The sequence below is a fragment of the Granulicella sp. S156 genome, from assembly GCF_009766105.1.
Classification (GTDB): Bacteria; Acidobacteriota; Terriglobia; order Terriglobales; family Acidobacteriaceae; genus Granulicella.
Map to the genome: position 1 here is coordinate 134,546 of NZ_LMUH01000005.1, position 18,144 is coordinate 152,689.

Genomic DNA, 18,144 nt, shown 5'->3' on the forward strand with positions numbered 1-18,144 from the left:
TTCGTTTATCGCCATCCATGCTGTACAGCCTCAAAACGAGTCGTGCGGAAGCGGAATGCATGGGAGGGACCCCCATCTGTAGCTGGATCTGCATTCGCAGATTCTTTACGAGCGCTTGGCCTTGGTTGTCTTAACAGCCTTTTTCTTGGTCGTTTTTGTGGCGGTCTTTTTCGGTGCGCTGCTTGTGGCTTTTTTCGCAGGAGCCTTCTTCGCTGCTTTTGCGGGTGCGGCTTTCTTTGCGACGACGGACTTCTTCTTTGCGACGACGGTTTTCTTTACGGCGGGCGCAGGTGTCTTCTTGCGCGAGGCGGCGATCTGGGACCTGAGCTCCGCATTCAGGTCTTCGATGCTTAGTCTCGTGGCAGTCTTGCGCAGGCGCTCCAGACCATAGAACGCGCGCTTCTCCGCAGAGAAGACGTGGACGATGAAATCGACGTAATCCATCAGAACCCACTCGCCCTGGCGGCGGCCTTCGACCGAGTTGGGATAGGTGCCAAACTCGCGTTTCAGGCGGATTTCAATCTCGTCGCTGATGGCAACGTTCTGGCGATCGTTGGTGCCGTTGCAGATCAGGAAGTAGTCGGTCAGGCCGCTCTCTGACGGATCGAGCGCAAGAATGCGAATGTCCTCTGCCTTCTTGTCTTCGCAGGCAGCCGCTGCGGCGGCGAGCATCTGGTTCACTTCGGTGCTGGGCATGAAACTCCTTTAGACATTCCATCCTAGTACAGGTGGGTTGTTCGTTGTTTGTTTTTCATCGTCATCCTAAGCCAGCGGCGAAGGATCACCGCATTTGTGCCACCACCGACGCAAAGCGAAACCCCATCAATGTTTGTGATGCGCTTTGCGTCTGTGCCACCACAGATTCGGTGATCCTTCGGCTATGCCTCAGAATGACGACGAAAAACTACGTGCCAGAGAGAGGTTGTGCCCTCGGGCAGAGCAAGTACCGGAGTGGGTCCGGGCTTGAGAGAACGGGCTAATCCAATCCGTGCAGCGCGCCAATATGCCGCTTGACGATCAGATCCGTCTGATGTGCGAAGGTTTTGAAGGCGTCTGAGCCTTCCGTGGCCTCAGCGGCGAAGAGCTTCTCATCCTTGTCGTGAATCGCCTGCATGTCGGCGATGTAGGCGGCTTCGAACTCCGGTCCCGAGACGCTCTTCAGCTTCTCCAGGCGTTGCTGGAACTCCGCATTCAGCGTCGCAGCGACAGGAATTCCCTTCAGGGTGGCGATTCTCTTCAGTTCACGATTGACCAGGCTATGATCGTGCACCTCGGTGATGCTTAGATCCTTTACGTCCGGTGAGGACGCCCTCTCCTCAGCGACCTTGCTGGCCTCAACCTCGTACATCCCTCCCTGAGATACCTTGCCGACGAAGGTCTTGTCGGCGTCCGAGGCAGGCTCAAGGGCATACAACACCGATGCCAGGGAAAGAGCCAGAACGGCGGCTGACGATCCAACCAGAGTAAATCGCATATTCATCAAGGGTGCTCTCCTAAGGTTTCAGAAATCTCCGCTGCTTATGGAACGTTCCTGAACTTGAATTGGATGCAATTCCGCGCGGCTAACGCTGTTTGTTGAGCAAGAATATTCACGGCAGTGAGCAGCCATCCAAAGGCTATGTGCCATACAAGTGATACTCCCGGATGTACTCCAGCACAGGAGCAGGAACGATCTCGCTGCAGTCGTGGCCTTCGCTCAGGCGAAAGCGAATCTCGGTGGCGCTCACAGGCTCGGCCACGCCCGGCAGCAGGTGGACACGCGCAAGCTGCTCGGGTGACAGCTTCAAGGCATCAAGGTCTGTGAACGAGAAGCCGGGACGGCTGACGACGATCCACTCCGCGACCTCCAGCAGGCCGTCGGGCGAGCGCCAGCGGCGCAGGTCGAGGAAGGCGTCTGCACCGACGATGACGAAGACGGTGGTATCCCCTGAAAGCTCGGCGCGCAGGTGGATGAGTGTGTCGATGGTGTAGTTCGGCGCTCCGTGGGTCAGTGGGGCGTCGAGCGCGGAGGCTTGGAACCGGGCCTCTCCCTGGCAAAGGAGTTCAACCATGGCGAGCCGATCTTTGAACGGTGCGACAGCCCCGCCGGGCTTGAGCGGCTGTTGTGCCGTGGGCGCCAGCAGAACATGGTCGAGTCTGAAGGCTTCTGCGGCTGCGAGGGCCACGGCAAGGTGTCCGCGATGGGGCGGGTCGAAGCTGCCGCCGAAGAAGCCGATGCGCATAGGGTTGGCTCTCAGGGGCGAACACGTTCGAGCAGCGCTCGATAGGCAGCGAGGTGTTGGTCGCGCTGTTGGCCAAAGGAGACAGCAGCGGCATGGTTGTCGCCCAGCTCGGTTGCGGCGTCGGCGGCGAGGGAGAGGGTATCGTGCCACTGGCCTCCGGCAACTTGGAGCGCCTCGTAGCGCTGCGCCGCTCGGATGGCTGCCGCGGAGTCCGGTGCGATCTCGGCCTGGTAGCGTGCGACGCGCGCGGCTTTGCGGATGGAGTGCAGGTGCTCGCTCGAAGGATGCCGGATGATGAGCGCGTGGGTGCCGCGAAAGCGCTGGTCGATCAGCTGCAGGAGTTCGGCTGCGGGCAACTGGAGGTCCTGCACGGGTTCGAGCGCGGTCAGCAGCGCATCAAACGCGGCTGCCAGCTTCTTCTGGCGTTTGTCGAGCAGTTTCAGGAGCTTGCGTGCAGCGCGTTTACGGCGGCGCTTGCGGATCTGACGAAGCTCCGTCAGGTCGGCTGATTCGCTGAGTTCACTGGCAGAGTGAGGCGTCTGCTGCTCTGCGTCTTCTGTAGCGGGGTCTTCGGGATTGTTTGCAACCGGGGGTTTTAATAGCTTCCGTTGAACGTCGAGGTCGCGGACGCGGCCGGCAGCGCGCCGAATCTTTTTGAGCAGGCGCAGAACCCGTGCGGTCTCAGAGCGGTGGGAAGGAAGTTTTTTGAGCAGGTTAAGAAGCTCGAGTTGAGCTTCGATCCTCCCGGCTTCTGTGCGTACCTTGTGGACGGCCCTGGGCCGCGGCTTGCTCAGGCACACAGTCATTGCCTCTTGGAGTGCAAGAGTGTGCTCGCGCAAGGTGCGGACCGGAGATGTTGTAGGGTTTGCCATAGTTTGCCGGGGTCATACCGGCGATTGGAGAATAAGTCTACACGCAGCCATGAACCGGTTCGGAGAGGCGGGTACTAGGTGTTCAACGCCAGCTTGCGCCGCTCGGTTTCGAGATACGTGTAGCGGATGCGATGGATGACGGTAATCGTCGAGAGCACGGCAAGCACCCAGAGTGCGGGGGCCATCGCGCCCCACTTATTGAACAGCGCGCCCAGGATCACCAGCACGATGCGCTCGGGGCGCTCCATGAAGCCGACCTTGCAGGAACCGATCAGGGCTTCGGCACGCGCGCGGGTGTAGCTGACCATCAGGCTCGCCGTCATGACAAAGGCCGCGAGAAAGACGTAGAAGAAGCGGTTGCCGCGCGCGTAGTAGACCAGCAGGCCGAAGAATAGAGCGACGTCGGAGTAGCGGTCGAGCACGGAGTCGAAGAAGGCTCCGAAGACCGAGACCTGATTGGTCTGGCGTGCGACGCGGCCGTCGACCATGTCGAACAAGCCCGCGCCGATGATGACCAGGCCTGCATAAAGGAACATGCGAACATAATTTTCCGCCCGCGCGTACCCGAAAAAGAAGGCTGCGACCACGTTGATGATCAGGCCGATGAAGGTAAGCGTGTTCGGCGAGATGCGCGAGAGCGCAAGACCGTTGACGATCTTCTGCAGCAGCCAGCCGCTGCCTTTACCGAATGCGCGTGTCCAGGTCATTTCGTTGCAGGTACCAGTTTATCGTCATCTCGACCGGGCTTGGCTAGGAGGTCCGTAAGACTCCGGCCGAGGTGACAGTGCTAATGGCAGATCAGGGTTTTCTAAGGGCGAATACCGCTATACAGCTACGCCGTGGATGGTCGTGAGCTTCAGTACCTCAAGCTCACGCTTGCCGTTCGGCGTGACAACGGTAGCTGTATCGCCGATCTCTTTGCCCAGCAGCGCGCGGCCGATCGGCGAGGTCGTCGAGATGAGGCCCTTGGTCACGTCAGCCTCTTCGCTGGTCACGAGCTTGTAGGTGAGCTCTTCGTCCTTGGTGGTATCGAAGACGACAATCGTAGACCCGAAGCCGACTCTGTCCTTGGGGATGTTGTCGAGGTTCACCATGGCGAGTTCGCCCATGCGCTTCTTGAGCTGGCCGAGGCGTGCGTTCACGAATTCCTGGCGTTGCTTGGCCGAGTGGTACTCCGCGTTTTCGCTGAGGTCTCCGAGTGCGACGGCCTTTTTGATCTCTGCGGGGAGTTCGGTGGTCAACTCGTACTCGAGCGCCTTGATCTGCTCTTCAAGAGCCCTTTTGATGTCTTCCATGAGTGGGTCTGCTTTGCTGAGCCTTGCGGCAGGTGCCGGCAGGGCTGGGATTGGAGTCTTTCTCCATTAGATGCAACGCGAACTGCCTATGAAGGGCCGGTTCGCTTTGCAGGAGCAGGAGAACGACTCTAAAAACTTCATTATACGGTGCTAGGCATCCGGGTCGGGCAGCAGGGTGGGCTTGCCGTCGGAGAGAAAGCTTTCCAGCAGGAGTGTAGCGGCGATCTGGTCGATAAGGTCTTTGCGGTCGATGGTCTTTCCATGGCTCCGGCCTGCGGTGCGGGAGCTATGCCCGGCGGCGTCGAGCAGGGCGTGGGCTTCGAGGGTGGTCAGCCGTTCGTCGAGCAGATGGTGTGCCAGCGTGGGTTGCTGTTCTCGCAGCGCTTCCGCAAAAGCCTGGGCTTTGGCGGCTTGTGGGCTCGGGGAGCCATCCGCGTGCAATGGATTGCCGACGACCACGACCGTGACCTTGTGCTGGCGGATGAAGCGGGCGATGGCCTTCAGGTCGGCGCGAAGGGTCGTACGATGCAGCGTAAAGAGCGGCTGCGCGGTCAGGCCGAGCTCGTCGGTAATAGCAAGCCCGATGCGGCGGTCGCCGACGTCGAGCGCGAGAATGCGGGGCGAAGTCTCCACGAGAACAAGTGTACGGAAACGAACGCAGCCTGGAGCTGGGGTAGTACGTCTATGATTCAGCGGCGAGGTAGGTTCAGTCTGAATGTGGCCCACTCAAGCGCGTGAATGCTACACTTTCCTGCATTTTTGAAGCACGACTCTTTCGTTCTGGAGAAAGCGTATGTCTTTGCTGCATCGTGTTGGCGCGGTTGTTCTGGCGGCTTCGTTCTTGGGGGGAGTCTGCAGGGCTCAGGCGTTTCAACACCCCGGTGTTCTGGTGAGCGGGCCGCAGCTGGACTTCGTGAAGGTACAGGTGAAAGCCAAGGCCGAGCCGTTCTACAGCGAGTATCAGAAGGCCGTGGCGAGCGAATACGGAGCGCTGGACTACCAGCTGAAGGGACCACCCCCGACGGGGATCGTCGATTGCGGCCCGGTGTCAAACCCTGATCATGGCTGTCATGCGGAGGACGCAGACGCAAGCGCGGCGTATCTGCAGGCGGTGCTCTGGACCATCAGCGGCGACCACCGGTATGCGGAGAATGCCATCCGCATTGTGAATACCTATGGGCACAACCTGCGCGACTACACCAACTCCAACGCGCCGCTGCAGGCGGCCTGGAGCGGCGAGACCTGGCCGCGGTCGGCAGAGATTCTGCGCTACAGCAATGCAGGCTGGAAGCAGGAGGACATCGCGGCTTTTTCGACAATGTTGACGAAGGTGATTCTGCCGCACATCTATGCGGGCTCCGGTTCGAACGGGAACTGGGAGCTCAGCATGATCGACGCGATGACAGGCATCGCAGTGTTTACCGATGACCACGCGCTCCTGAAGTATGCGGAGGCGATGTGGCTGCAGCGTGTTCCCGCGTACTTCTATAACTCCGCGCTGGACGGACCTCACCCCCGGCCGCTGCCGCGTGGAGGCTCCAAGACAAGCTGGTACGGCACGACGAACCTGAACGCGAGCGTGGACGGCATGGCGCAGGAGACCTGCCGCGATCTTGGGCATACGAGCTATGGCATCTCGTCGACGATGGCGGCTGCCGAGACGTCGCATATCCAGGGCGGCAAGCTGTATGAGGCCGAAGAGAAACGGCTGGTCCCGGCGCTGGAGTTCCATGCCCATCTGCTGCTGCGCAAAGATCCTGTGCCGACGCTGGTCTGCGGAGGCACTGTGCACTATGCCCAGGGAGCCACGTTCGTCGTGGGCTACAACGAATACCACAACCGGCTCGGCGTGCCGCTGCCTCAGACGAAAGAGTGGATCGAGCAGCACGTGGAGCAGTATCCGGTGCCGGTGGATATGCACATGATGGTGTTTGAGCCCCTGACGCATGGAGCAGATGTGTCTTCAGCGAGGTAGGCAAGATGAAGAAGGTGTCGCGCAGTCATTAGAATGTGACGTATGGGGTGGGCTGCGTGCGACTGCTGAAGTTTCTTCTGGTGCTGGTGATTCTGGCTGCGGCGGCGGTCGGGTTCTACGTGTTTCTGCCCTACGGCCCATTGTCCGAGACCTTCGTCGATATTGTGCCGGGCATCGGGACGGCGGGTGCTGCCGAACAGTTGCAGCGGGCGGGCATTATTCGCAGCAAGTTCGCGTTTGAGGCACTCAAGACCTATAAAAACGGTTCCCTCAAAGCCGGTGAGTACCGCTTCGACCACCGAGCTTCGCTTCTCGAGATCTATGCCCGCCTGCACAGGGGCGATGTCTATACTCTGACGCTGGTCATTCCGGAAGGCTACAGCATCTTCGACATCGCCCAGGCCGTCGCCACAGCGGGCCTGGGTTCTCAACAGGGTTTCCTTAGCGCCGAACAGCAAGATACGGAGCTGATTACGCGGTGGAACCCGAAGGCAACCTCGCTCGAAGGCTACCTCTTCCCCGACACCTACAGGTTCAGCCGCCACGCCACGCCCTTGCAGATGCTGACCACGATGACCAAACGCTTCGGGCAGCAGGCTGCTCGGCTGGGGCTGGCCGACAGCGACGCGGAGCGAGTGGTCACGATGGCCTCGCTGGTCGAAAAAGAGGTCCACATCGACGCCGAACGGCCGGTAGTAGCGGGTGTCTTTGAGAACCGGTTGGGGGCGTCGATGCCGCTGCAGACCGATCCGGCGGTGATCTATGCGTCGCTACTGCGCGGAACATGGACGGGAGTCATCCACCAGAGCGAACTGCACTCGGACTCGGCCTACAACACGTACGCCCACCCCGGGCTGCCTCCGGGGCCGATCTGCAATCCCGGTGTGGCAGCGATAAAGGCTGCACTGCATCCGGCGCAGACGGATTTTCTCTACTTCGTGGCGGATGCGAAGGGGGAGACGCGGTTTGCGCGGACTCTGCAAGAGCATGACGCGAATGTGGCGGCGTATCGGGCTGCGGCTAAATAAGAGTCTACTTTTCGTAGCCTTTTCCGTTCCTCCGGTATCAAACTGACAACGCTTCCTCAAATATCTGAATCCACACGGGGTCTGCGCTAGTCGATATACTGAAGATTGCAATCGAATGAAGAGACCCCCGGCGTTTTCGTTGTTGTTTGTGCTGTTGTCTACCGGTTTGACCGGTTGCTTCAAGACGACGCGTCTTGTGCAAAAGACACAACCCCCCGAGATCTACATCTCTACCAGTGTAGAGGCCCTGCAGAAGCGAGTCTCCGAGCGTGACGCTGCCATCAAGACCCTCAAGGCCACTGTGTTGATTACGGCGACAACAGGTGGCGGCAAAGAGGGAAAAGAGACCCAATACACCTCGTTTCACGGTTACATCTTTGTCCGCAAGCCACGCGACCTGGGCGTGATCATGCAGGTTCCAGTTCTTAGCTCCGTGGCAGTAAACATGGTCAGTAGCGGCGCGAACGACGACTTTACGCTGTGGATCCCGCCGCTAAAAAAGGCCTACGTCGGCACAAAGAAGGTGACAAAGCCTTCGAAGAACGGCTTGGAAAATCTGCGCCCCGCAGTGTTCTTCGACTCGCTCCTGGTCCCAGGAGTGGGCGAGGATGAGTTTGTAACGCTGACCGAATCTACCCGCGTGCTGCAGCCCGAGAGCAAGCACAATGACGCCATCGAAGAGCCCGATTACGAGCTTACGGTAATGAAAAAGAAGGATGGCAACCCCAATATCCTGCAGCGAACGCGCACGATCCACATCAGCCGTGTGACCATGCTGCCCTTCCAGCAGGACACGTATGACGATAATGGGCAGGTCGTAACGCAAGCGACCTATGACCATTACCAGCCCTACGGCGACCAGCAGTTCCCCGCACTGATTACGATCAAGCGCCCACTCGACGAGTACTCGCTGAAGTTGGAGATCACCAAGCTGACGCTTAACGAGCCGTTGGAAGATGATCAATTCAAACTGGAGATTCCCCCGGGAGTGCCTGTACAGAAGATGGAATAAGAGCAGGAAATAGGAAACAGGAAGTAGGAAACAGAATCGATAGTTACCGACTGTTTGCTGTTTCCTAAGCTAGTCCTGCTCGCTGAGCGTGTTCTTTAATCTCCCGGTTGATCTCCAACGCTAAGGACAGTGCCGCTCGTCCGGCTTCGCCGGTTACGCGTGGCGCGGTGCGGGTGCGTACGGCGCGGAGAAAGTCTTCCAGCTCCAGCCGCAACGGTTCAGCTCGCTGCAGATCGAACTTCTGCAGGTTGAGCCCGGCGGAAGGGTGTTGCAGGGCAGCTCCTGAGCCGCCTGCCGGTACGGCAGAGGGGGTGCTGGGACGCGACAGGAACGCCGCGGCCGCAGCCGGATCCACATCGATCGACAGCAGCTCCTGCCGCGCGAAGTCCAGCGAGAGGTACTGATACGGCTGAAACAGCCGTAACTTGCGCACCTGCTCCGTGCTGACGCGGCTGGCGGTAAAGTTCGCGACGCAACCCGAGTCGAACTCCACCCGCACGTTGGCGATATCCACCTTGCGCGAAAGAACGGCCAGGCCCACCGCGCGCACCTCGCGCACCGGCGAGTTCGTCAGGGAGAGAACTACATCGAGGTCGTGGATCATCAGGTCGAGCACGACGTCTACATCCAGCGAGCGCGGCGTGAAGATGCTGAGCCGATGCGCCTCGAAGAACATGGGGTTGTTGAGGCGCTCGGCGACGGCGGTGACGGCTGGGTTGAAGCGCTCCAGATGTCCGATCTGGACGATGCGTCCCAGCGAGCCAGCCAGTGCGAGCACATGGTCGGCTTCGGCCAGCGACGCGGCGAAGGGCTTCTCAATGAGAACGTCGAGTCCGGCATTCAGGAGCTGTTCGGCGACGGAGGCGTGGTGGACCGTAGGCACGCAGACCGAAGCCGCGTCCAGCTTCAGCCCGGCGGTGAATAACTCGGCGACAGAGCCAAAGGCCGGGATGCTGTAGCGCGCGGCAGCCTCGTCGCGGGTTGTGGCACTTTCGTCGACAAGCCCGGCGAGCTGGACGAGCTCCGGGTGGGCCGTCTCCAGCTCGCGATACACGCGCAGGTGATTGCGCCCGAAGGCTCCGGCTCCAACGACGGCGATACGAATAGGACCCACGGCTACTTCTTCGCGGGGGCGGCCGTCGGGGTTTCCACGGCCTCGCGGCAGCGGCTGTAGAGCTCCAGCAGTCCGCTGACCTGGTCTTCGGGCTTGGCGGAGGAGGGCAGTCCGAATCCGGGTGTGGACGAAGCTGCGGTGCGGCCCAGGTTAGCGTGTCCGGCAACGAACTTCAGGAGGTCGAGCGCGATGTCTTCGGTACGGCGTGCGGCGGAGTTGGGACTTTGTTCCATCTCGCGATGGTAGCGGGTCTGTGTATGTGGGGGCAACCGATGCAGAGTGAAAAGTGATAAGTGACAAGTGGTAAGTGAGTTTGTAACGGCCTCCGACTGTCCGCTCTTCACTTGTCACTTACCACTATCATGTCTGAGGAGACACCCCTTGGCCGTTGTTGCAACTCAGGCGATCCATCGATTGCGCGGCGGCGCACAGAGCCAGTTGATGCTCGGTGCCGACGGCAACCTCTGGGTGGTCAAGTTCCAGAACAACCCGCAGCACCTGCGCGTGCTCGCCAATGAGCTGATCGCGACGCGACTTGCCGAAGCTGTAGGGCTGACTGTGCCGAAGACGGACGTGATCGAAGTGAGCGAGTGGCTCATCGCCAATAGTCCGGAGATGGTCGTCGAGCACAAACGCAATGTGTCCGAGCGCTGTGCCTCTGGATTGCAGTTCGGCAGCCAGTTCGTGGGTGGATTGGTTCCGGGACAGGTGGTCGACTATCTGCCTGAGCCGCAGATGGAGGAACTGCGCAATCTCGCCGAGTTTGCGGGAATGCTTTGCGTGGACAAGTGGACGGGCAACTGCAATGGACGGCAGGCGGTCTTTGAGCGCCGCCCGCGTGAACGGCGGTACAGGGCGATCTTCATCGACCAGGGATTCTGCTTCAACGCGGGCGAGTGGACGTTCCCCGATCCTGTGCTGCGTGGTGTCTTTCCGCGCAATCAGGTGTACGCGCCCGTGACCGGCTGGAAGAGCTTCGAGCCCTGGCTGAGCCGTATCGAGGAGTTTGCGGATACCAAACTCTGGCAGATTGCTGAAGCCGTTCCGCCCGAGTGGTATGGCGGCGATACGGCAACGATCGAACAACTGATGCAGACGCTGTTGCAGCGCCGCTCGCGCGTGCGAGAGGGTATCACCGCGTTCCGCGAGTCGGATCGAAAACCATTCCCGAACTGGAAGACGTCGAAGAGCGTTGCAGTGCCCGCGGATGTGCAACAGTTTGTGATGTAGCAGAGGTGATTGATTCATCAGGAACAGGAGGCCAATATGCCCGAACGCATGCAGTGCGAGTTCTCACTCATCCGCTATGTGCCGGATGTGGTGAAGGGAGAGTTCGCGAACATCGGCGTGGTGCTGCGCGAAGCTGGTCGCGAGGATGCGGTCGTCCGGTTCACGCGCGACTGGAGCCGCGTTCGATGTATGGCCGCCGACGCCGATGTCGCCCTGCTGGAGTCCCTGGAAACGGAGTTGAGCGCGAGGCTGCAAAGAACGCTGCCGAACGCCAAGCCTGTACTCGAAGTATTGGAAGACTCGCTCTCCAACAGCGTGCAGCTCACGGCGATGCGTGCAACGCTTGCCGAAAACCTGCCGGCCGAGATGGAACAGTTGATGCGGATGTACGTTGAGCCGCTGAAAGCTCCGGCAACCCAACGCAAACGAAGCGGCCGCGCAGCCATCGTGGGCGCGATGCGCGACGAGTTCGAGCGTGCCGGTGTCTGGCAATTGATGCGCAAACGCATCGCGGCTTCGCAGTACACGCAGGTGGGTGATCCGTTGAAGCTCGACTGCGGGTATCCCAACGGCAAAGTGCGGATGTTTCATGCGGTTTCCCTGGAGAGCGATGTTGAAGGAGCCAAGGGACTGGCTTACTCGGCTGCTGCTCTGCGCGCGGGGGTGCAGAGGATCGATGGATTGGAGTTAGAGCTGAGTGCTATCGTGGAGCCGCTCGCAGGTATAAGTGATCCCGAGCAATATGGCTTTGGCAAAAGCGCCATGGAACGCGAGGCGATTCACGTGCTGACGACTGCGGATCTGGGGCGTGTAGCGGAGATGGCGAAGCGAGAGTTGCGGGTGTAGAGCCTGGTAAGACTGCACTTGCCTTTCTTGTTGTCATTCCCGTAGGGAACCTGCTTCTGGGTCCTCCACAAATTTGGCATCGGGGGAGACGGTGCGTAATGCTGTGGGAACGCGAGCGCAAGCAGATTCCCTGCGGGAATGACAACAAGAAAGGCAAAAGCGGCAAGACTGTTGAGAGTCTGCCGCTTTGCTGTTTCCTGTTTCCTACTTCCTGTTTCCTGCCCTACCCGATATCTTCGTTCCAGTTCTCGAGATAGGCCTTGAAGTCGGACATGAACTTGCCGGCATCGGAACCGTCAATCGTCCGGTGGTCGAAGCCCAGCGTGAAGCGCTGGATGGAACGGATGGCGATGGTGTCCTGGCCGTCCTTGTCGGTGAGTACGACAGCTTCCTTGTTCAGGCCGCCGATGCCGAGGATCGCCGACTGCGGCTGCGCGATGATCGGTGTGCCGAACTGCTCGCCGAAGATGCCCGAGTTGGTGAGGGTGAACGTGCCACCGGCTACATCATCTGGAGCGAGTTTTTTCGAGCGGGCGCGGTCGGCCAGATCAACGATGGAACGGGCAACACCGAGGAAGCTCTTCTCCTCCGCCTGCTTGATGACCGGCACGATCAGGCCCCACTCCAGCGCGACTGCGATGCCGATGTTGATGTTCTTGTTGTAGAGAATCGCGTCACCCTGCGTCGTGGAGTTGACGATGGGGTGCTTGCGCAGCGCCTGCACGGCCGCGCGGGTGATGAAGGGCATGTAGGTCAGCTTTACGCCGTTGCGCTGCTCGTACTTGTTTTTTTCCTTCTCGCGCAGCTTCACGATACGCGTCATGTCCACCTTGAAGACCGTGTGGACGTGGGCGCTGGTGGCCTTGGACTCGACCATGCGCTTGGCGATGATGGAGCGCATCTTCGTCATGGGGACGAGTTCGCCGGGCTGTGGCTGCGGTGCTGCGGGAGCGGCTGGTTTGGCAGGGGCAGCGGCGGCTGCTGGGGCTGCAGGTTTCGCGGCGGCGGGTGCGCCGCCTTCGAGGTGGCCCAGGATGTCCTGCTTGGTGATGCGGCCCGAAGCTCCGGTAGCGGGAACCTGCGAGAGATCGACGTTGTTCTCCGACGCGATCTTGCGTACCAGCGGCGAGGAGCGCAGGCCTTCGCCGGCGGAGGCAGAGGCTGCAACCGGAGCGGGTGCGGCGGCGGGGGTTGGGGTTGCGGCGGGTGTAGGAGCCGCAGCAGCGGGTGCGGCAGCTGCTGGCGCTGCACCGCCTCCGATGACGGCAACCACGGTGTTGATGGTGACGGTTGCCCCCTCCTGCACCTTGATTGCGGTGAGGGTACCGGCGACGGGGGAGGGGATCTCGGCATCGACCTTGTCGGTAGAGATCTCAAAGATGGGCTCGTCGCGCTGGACGGTATCGCCGATCTTCTTGAGCCACTTGGTGATGGTGCCCTCGGTGATGGACTCGCCCATCTGCGGCATCAGGACTTCTGTGCCCGGGCCTGCTGCTGCGGGAGCCGTAGCCGCAGTAGTGGCAGCGGCATCCTTGGCTGCGGTCGCAACGGCTGCGGGAGTAACGGTATCTTCCTTCTTTGCAGCGGGTGCGGCGCTGGGAGCGGCGGCTGTGCCCCCTTCTTCAACGCTGCAGACGACCGTATTGATGCTGACGGTTGCGCCTTCCTGGACCTTGATCTCGCCGAGGGTGCCGGCGACGGGCGAGGGAATCTCGGCATCGACCTTGTCGGTCGAGATTTCAAAGAGCGGTTCGTCGCGTGCGACGGTGTCGCCTGGCTTTTTAAGCCATTTGGTGAGGGTGCCTTCGGTGATGGATTCGCCCATCTGGGGCATGACTACGTCGGTCGGCATCGCGATCGGTTCTCCGGGTTCGTTAGGGTACTGCGCAACATTGGATTATACGAGGATCGTGCGAACCCCCGCTCAGGACGTGCGTTTAGCGAACTGGTGCCTCTCAGATCGCGGGAACCAGCAGTTCCTCGAGCGAATCGACGGCCAGCACCTGCCGCTGGAAGACTCGGCCGAAGTTGGCGGCAGCGCTGTTGGCCGCCTGTTGAAGGGTTGGTGGCGGTTGTTGGGGCGACTCCAGTTCGAGCGAGGTCACGGTGCGGTCGGTGATGCCGCAGGGGACGATCCACTCGAAGTCGCGAAGGTCGGTGGTGACATTGAGTGCGAAACCGTGCGAGGTGACTGCCTGCGAGACATGCACGCCGATGGCTGCGATCTTCTTCTCGGCAATGGAGCCACCGGCAAGCGTCCAGACGCCCGTCAGCTTGCAGATCCGCTGTGCGGGGATGCCGAAGTCCTTGCAGGTAAGGATGAGGGCCTCTTCGATGAGACGGACGAAGTCGACCGGGCCGAGGTGAGGGCCATGCTTTCCTGGAAGGTCGCCGCGCAGATCGAAGATGGGGTAGCCGACGAGCTGACCGGGGCCGTGATAGGTCACGTCGCCGCCACGGTTGATCTCATGGATCTCGACGCCTTTGCGGGCGAGGAGCTCATCGCTCGCAAGAATATTAGCGCGAGTGCTGTTGCGGCCTAGTGTAAGGACGGGTGGGTGTTCCAGCAGCAGAAGCGTATCGCCGATGGCGCCAGCCTTACGGGCGACGACGACTTCGGCCTGCAGGCGGAGACCTTCGGCGTAGGAGATGCGGCCGGGCTGGAGGAGATGGAGGACGTTAGACATCGGTTTTGATACAAAATCTTCGCGGCTGAACCCCTTCGTCGATCCGCACGAAAGGGTTCAGCCGCGAGGGGGTTACACGTTGATGGCCATGCCTTCGACGCTGGAGTAGCCGTCCAGCAGACTCTCTGCGAGCGTGGGGTGGGCGTGGATGGTAAACATCAGCTCTTCGATGGTGGCTTCGAGTTCCAGTGCGACGACGCACTCGGCGATCAGCTCGGTGGCGTTGGGGCCGATGATGTGAACGCCCAGCACCTCGCCGTACTTGGCATCGGAGACGACCTTGACGAAGCCGTCGTGCGAATCGAGGATGGTGGCCTTGGAGTTGCCGACAAACGGGAACTTGCCGACCTTTACCTGATAGCCCTTCTCCTTCGCCTGGGCTTCGGTCAGGCCGACGCTGCCGATCTGTGGGTCGCAGTAGGTGCAGCCCGGGATACGGTCTTTGCGCACCGGCCGCGCGTACTTGCCCGCGAGCTTGCTGGCGACGACGACACCGGCCATCGCGCCGACATGTGCCAGTTGCGGCAGCCCGGCCACGATATCGCCGATGGCGTAGACACCCGGCTCAGCGGTCTCCATCCACTCGTTGACGGGTACAAACCCGCGGTCAAGCTGGATTTTGGTCTTGTCGAGACCGGCATCGGCCGTACGCGGGCCACGGCCCACGGCGACGAGGACCTTTTCGGCCTCTTTGACCTGAGGCTTGCCAGCGGCGTCGGTGAAGCTAACCTTGGCTCCGCCTTTGGTTTTCTCGATCTTCTCGACTTTGCAGCCGACATTCACGTCGATGCCGCGCTTCTTGTAGGCGCGCGTCAGTTCTTTAGAGACCTCTTCGTCTTCGACCGGAACAATGCGCGGTAGGGCTTCGAGGATCGTGACCTCTGCGCCGAAGCTTTTGAAGACCGAGGCAAACTCAACGCCTACGGCACCGGACCCGATGACAACGAGCGACTTCGGGAATACGGGCAGCGAGAGGATCTCGATATTGGTGAGGATCGTGTCGTCGGCCTGGTAGCCGGGAAGCATGCGGGCGTCGGAGCCGGTGGCGAGAACGACCTTCTTGGTCAGCACCGGAGCGACCTTGCCGTCGGCGGCTGTAACGTCGATGGTGAAGACGCCATCCTTAGCTCCGCCGGTGAGACGGCCATATCCGCGCACCACTGTGACCTTGTTCTTCTTCATCAGGAAGTCGAGACCCTTGGTGTGCTTCACGATGATGTCGTTCTTGCGCTTGAGCACGTTCTGCCAGTTGAGCTTAGGCGCGCTGACGCCCTCGATGCCGTAGCTTTCGGCGTGCTTCAGGTGGTCCCAGACCTCGGCGGAGAAGAGCATGGCCTTGGTGGGGATGCAGCCTACATGCAGGCAGGTGCCGCCGAGCTTGTCGGTCTTTTCAATGAGTGCAACCTTCAATCCGAGTTGTCCGGCGCGGATCGCGCAGGTGTAGCCGGCGGGGCCGCCGCCGATCACTGCCAGGTCGTAAGTGGTGTCTGCCAAGGGAATGCGCTCCAATCGTGTTGTGCTGATACTTACTGGGTCCGTACTGAGCTATGGACAGCTTAGTTTACGCCGCCCGTGTCAGACCACGGTATTCGATGTGCGAGTATCGGATTTGGATGCGAGTGCGCCCTGCTACGAGGTTGACCGAGAGTTAGATGCTTGTCGGATGTGCTGCACCTACAGGACCTTGGCGGCATCCTTCGCAAAGTAAGTCACGATGAAGTCCGCCCCCGCGCGACGGATACTCAACAGGCTCTCGATCATGGTGCGTTCGGGTTCGAGCCAACCGCGCTGGAAGGCGGCGTGCAGCATGGAGTACTCGCCCGAGACCTGATACGCACCCATCGGCAGATCGAAGCTGTTGCGAGCTTCGCGGATCACGTCGAGATACGGCATGGCAGGCTTCATCAGGAGCATGTCCGCGCCCTCGGCGATATCCTGCTCGATCTCACGCATAGCCTCGCGCAGGTTGGCTCCGTCCATCTGATAGGTGCGGCGGTCTCCAAACTGCGGAGCGCTGTCTGCAGCCTCACGAAACGGCCCATAGAAGGCGGAAGCGAACTTGGACGCATAGCTGAGGATTGGCGTGTTGTGCTTTCCGGCCTCATCCAGGGCTTCGCGCATGGCGGCGATGCGGCCATCCATCATGTCGCTGGGTGCGACGATATCGGCTCCGGCTTCGGCCAGCGAGGCCGCGGCTTTGGCCAGCAGCGCGACGCTGGAGTCGTTTTCAATCTCAAAATGATCGCCGTCTCGGGCCACCACCCCACAGTGACCGTGCGAGGTGTACTCGCACAGGCAGACGTCGGCGATGGTGACGAGCGACTCAGAAGCCTTGGTCGCCTTGATAGCGCGAAGACCGCGCTGCACGATGCCGTCCGCAGCCCATGCGCCGCTTCCCTGCTCGTCTTTTTCGTTGGGAATGCCGAAGAGCAGCAATCCGCCAACGCCCAGCGCGGCGCATTGCTCGACTTCCTTCAAAGCCTCGTCGATCGAGAGATTGAACACGCCGGGCATGGAGCTGATCTCGCGGCGAACACCTTCGCCCTCGCACAGAAATAGCGGGTAGATGAAGGCACCGGGGTGAAGGTGTGTCTCGCGTACCAGGGAGCGCATGGCGGGAGTGGAGCGTAGACGGCGTAGGCGTGTGGCGGGAAAGTGCATACATTTATAGTCTACGGCGGGGGATAGTCTGGATGCTGGAGTTCGACAAGTTACCCGTACTTCTTCGCGCGAGCCGCAAGAAACATCTGCTGTTTCTCCTTGTCTCCATAGCCTTTGTCGCAGTTGGCGTGATGATGGTGCGTGACGGTGAGCCGATGGGCTACTTCGGTGGCGGGTTCTTTGCCTTGGGCGCAATTGTGTTTGTCATCAATATGCTTCCCAACGCCTCCTACCTGCGGTTGGACGAAACAAGCTTCACTTTCTGCAGCTTGTTTCGAGCACACACCGTGCCTTGGGCGGCTATCCAGGAGTTCGGTGTATTCACCATCCGATTGAAGCGGATGGTGGCATGGAACTTTGTTCCCGGTTACACAGGCAGCGCGCGCTTGCAAGATTTGAGCCGTGCCATGAGCGGATTCGACGCTGCCTTGCCGGATACCTATGGGCTCAGTGCAAACGATCTGGTGGAGAAGATGGCCGCTATGCATGACCGTTACACAGCAGCAGCGGTTTCTGGCAGGAGATCGATCAGTTGATCTCCTCCAGGTAGCCTTACGTCCGCGCCGCCGATTGCGAGAGCGCGGCATACTCCACGCCGCTGGCTGTTGGGGCCAGTACCCACAGCGTGTAGATGCCGAGAGCGGTGCCCAGGAAAGGGTGAAACAGCGCCAGAATGCCGAAGATGATGCCGAAGACGCGGCCCCAGGACTGGCGCGTGATCAGGGCATAGCCCGTCAGCACACAAAGGGCAACGGAGACGACAAGCGACGTGAGCGCAATCGGCCAGAGCGCAGCCATCCAGTCGTTGCTGAACGGACCGCTGCCAAAGATCCAGTGGTTCGCTTCGTGATGGCCCAAAAAGCCATGCAGAAAGAACAAGCCCGTGAGCTTGATGACGAACCGTACGGCGGCATAGATGAGCCAGAGCATGCCGAGCGTCTGGATATGGCTGCTGACACGGTTACGGTTGTAGGAGCCGGTCAGGGGCACTCCATATACAGGGGCTGGCTGGGCGGGGAAGCCGGACTGCGATTGAAAGCCCATCTGGGCTCCGCAGCGAGGGCAAAAACGCGCATCATGAGCGATAACGTTTCCGCAGGTAGGGCAAAGCATGGATCGAACCTCCGCAAGCCATCACTTGCAGGCTCGCACTGCATGTATCTACGCAATCGGCTCGCGTTAAGTTCCTCGTCAGGCGCGAC

At 60.5% G+C, this 18,144-nt stretch carries 20 protein-coding genes and 1 pseudogene; 6 read left to right on the plus strand and 15 right to left on the minus strand.

The genetic code is table 11. The features are described from left to right. Positions 1 to 105: 105 nt before the first annotated feature. From rsfS to ruvX, 7 genes are all read right to left on the minus strand, one after another. Positions 106 to 696, minus strand: coding sequence for a ribosome silencing factor (rsfS, locus tag GSQ91_RS02775; RefSeq protein ID WP_158819736.1), 591 nt, complete (start codon positions 694 to 696; stop codon positions 106 to 108). Between the two features lie 280 nt (positions 697 to 976). Beyond that, the gene (locus GSQ91_RS02780) at positions 977 to 1,480 is read right to left on the minus strand and encodes a DUF4142 domain-containing protein (protein ID WP_254064334.1); all 504 of its coding nucleotides are present in this window, start codon (positions 1,478 to 1,480) and stop codon (positions 977 to 979) included. A 136-nt stretch (positions 1,481 to 1,616) separates the two neighbouring features. Next, on the minus strand, positions 1,617 to 2,222 hold the full coding sequence (nadD, locus tag GSQ91_RS02785) for a nicotinate-nucleotide adenylyltransferase (protein WP_158819737.1): 606 nt from the start codon (positions 2,220 to 2,222) through the stop codon (positions 1,617 to 1,619). Between the two features lie 11 nt (positions 2,223 to 2,233). Then, a complete protein-coding gene (locus GSQ91_RS02790) occupies positions 2,234 to 3,094 on the minus strand; it encodes a CHAD domain-containing protein (protein ID WP_158819738.1) in 861 nt (286 codons plus the stop codon). Between the two features lie 74 nt (positions 3,095 to 3,168). Continuing rightward, entirely contained in the window at positions 3,169 to 3,801 is a 633-nt protein-coding gene (locus tag GSQ91_RS02795; RefSeq protein ID WP_158819739.1) for a CDP-alcohol phosphatidyltransferase family protein, read from the minus strand. Between the two features lie 117 nt (positions 3,802 to 3,918). Next, entirely contained in the window at positions 3,919 to 4,389 is a 471-nt protein-coding gene (greA, locus tag GSQ91_RS02800; RefSeq protein ID WP_158819740.1) for a transcription elongation factor GreA, read from the minus strand. Between the two features lie 150 nt (positions 4,390 to 4,539). Further along, the gene (gene ruvX / locus GSQ91_RS02805; protein ID WP_158819741.1) at positions 4,540 to 5,022 is read right to left on the minus strand and encodes a Holliday junction resolvase RuvX; all 483 of its coding nucleotides are present in this window, start codon (positions 5,020 to 5,022) and stop codon (positions 4,540 to 4,542) included. A 160-nt stretch (positions 5,023 to 5,182) separates the two neighbouring features. On the opposite strand from ruvX, the gene GSQ91_RS02810 reads away from it, so the two are divergent. The 3 genes from GSQ91_RS02810 (at position 5,183) to GSQ91_RS02820 (ending at position 8,404) form a co-directional block, all read left to right on the plus strand. Further along, complete coding sequence (locus tag GSQ91_RS02810; protein ID WP_158819742.1) at positions 5,183 to 6,364, plus strand: alginate lyase family protein; 1,182 nt, start codon at positions 5,183 to 5,185, stop codon at positions 6,362 to 6,364. Positions 6,365 to 6,420: 56 nt separating this feature from the next. Beyond that, on the plus strand, positions 6,421 to 7,392 hold the full coding sequence (mltG, locus tag GSQ91_RS02815) for an endolytic transglycosylase MltG (RefSeq protein WP_158819743.1): 972 nt from the start codon (positions 6,421 to 6,423) through the stop codon (positions 7,390 to 7,392). Positions 7,393 to 7,507: 115 nt separating this feature from the next. Then, entirely contained in the window at positions 7,508 to 8,404 is an 897-nt protein-coding gene (locus GSQ91_RS02820) for a DUF4292 domain-containing protein (protein ID WP_158819744.1), read from the plus strand. A gap of 64 nt (positions 8,405 to 8,468) precedes the next feature. Here the strand turns inward: GSQ91_RS02820 and GSQ91_RS02825 are convergent, their stop codons facing one another. Beyond that, positions 8,469 to 9,518, minus strand: coding sequence for a Gfo/Idh/MocA family protein (locus tag GSQ91_RS02825; RefSeq protein ID WP_158819745.1), 1,050 nt, complete (start codon positions 9,516 to 9,518; stop codon positions 8,469 to 8,471). Between the two features lie 2 nt (positions 9,519 to 9,520). Then, positions 9,521 to 9,751, minus strand: a complete 231-nt coding sequence (locus GSQ91_RS02830) for a hypothetical protein (protein ID WP_158819746.1) — start codon at positions 9,749 to 9,751, stop codon at positions 9,521 to 9,523. Between the two features lie 148 nt (positions 9,752 to 9,899). Here GSQ91_RS02830 and GSQ91_RS02835 point away from each other — a divergent pair, with 148 nt between their 5' ends. Both GSQ91_RS02835 and GSQ91_RS02840 read left to right on the plus strand, forming a co-directional pair. Further along, the gene (locus tag GSQ91_RS02835) at positions 9,900 to 10,748 is read left to right on the plus strand and encodes a HipA family kinase (protein WP_158819747.1); all 849 of its coding nucleotides are present in this window, start codon (positions 9,900 to 9,902) and stop codon (positions 10,746 to 10,748) included. A 36-nt stretch (positions 10,749 to 10,784) separates the two neighbouring features. After that, the gene (locus GSQ91_RS02840) at positions 10,785 to 11,594 is read left to right on the plus strand and encodes a DUF3037 domain-containing protein (RefSeq protein WP_158819748.1); all 810 of its coding nucleotides are present in this window, start codon (positions 10,785 to 10,787) and stop codon (positions 11,592 to 11,594) included. Between the two features lie 223 nt (positions 11,595 to 11,817). On the opposite strand, the gene sucB is transcribed toward GSQ91_RS02840, so the two are convergent. The 4 genes from sucB to hemB all read right to left on the minus strand — a co-directional run bounded on the left by sucB (position 11,818) and on the right by hemB (position 16,942). Beyond that, positions 11,818 to 13,446: a 2-oxoglutarate dehydrogenase, E2 component, dihydrolipoamide succinyltransferase gene (sucB, locus tag GSQ91_RS02845; protein WP_158819749.1), complete on the minus strand. Its 1,629-nt coding sequence runs from the start codon at positions 13,444 to 13,446 to the stop codon at positions 11,818 to 11,820. 103 nt (positions 13,447 to 13,549) lie between these two features. Continuing rightward, positions 13,550 to 14,281 (minus strand): lipoyl(octanoyl) transferase LipB, encoded by a 732-nt coding sequence (gene lipB / locus GSQ91_RS02850; protein ID WP_158819750.1) that lies wholly within the window; start codon positions 14,279 to 14,281, stop codon positions 13,550 to 13,552. Positions 14,282 to 14,353: 72 nt separating this feature from the next. After that, positions 14,354 to 15,775, minus strand: coding sequence for a dihydrolipoyl dehydrogenase (gene lpdA / locus GSQ91_RS02855; protein ID WP_158819751.1), 1,422 nt, complete (start codon positions 15,773 to 15,775; stop codon positions 14,354 to 14,356). Between the two features lie 180 nt (positions 15,776 to 15,955). Beyond that, a complete protein-coding gene (gene hemB / locus GSQ91_RS02860; protein ID WP_158819752.1) occupies positions 15,956 to 16,942 on the minus strand; it encodes a porphobilinogen synthase in 987 nt (328 codons plus the stop codon). A 32-nt stretch (positions 16,943 to 16,974) separates the two neighbouring features. On the opposite strand from hemB, the gene GSQ91_RS02865 reads away from it, so the two are divergent. After that, positions 16,975 to 17,478, plus strand: coding sequence for an STM3941 family protein (locus GSQ91_RS02865; protein WP_158819753.1), 504 nt, complete (start codon positions 16,975 to 16,977; stop codon positions 17,476 to 17,478). A gap of 16 nt (positions 17,479 to 17,494) precedes the next feature. On the opposite strand, the gene GSQ91_RS02870 is transcribed toward GSQ91_RS02865, so the two are convergent. Next, positions 17,495 to 17,986 (minus strand): hypothetical protein, encoded by a 492-nt coding sequence (locus GSQ91_RS02870; RefSeq protein WP_254064335.1) that lies wholly within the window; start codon positions 17,984 to 17,986, stop codon positions 17,495 to 17,497. A gap of 3 nt (positions 17,987 to 17,989) precedes the next feature. Continuing rightward, positions 17,990 to 18,055: pseudogene (locus tag GSQ91_RS26155) on the minus strand (zinc-ribbon domain-containing protein); the annotation flags it as partial. Between the last annotated feature and the right edge of the window lie 89 nt (positions 18,056 to 18,144).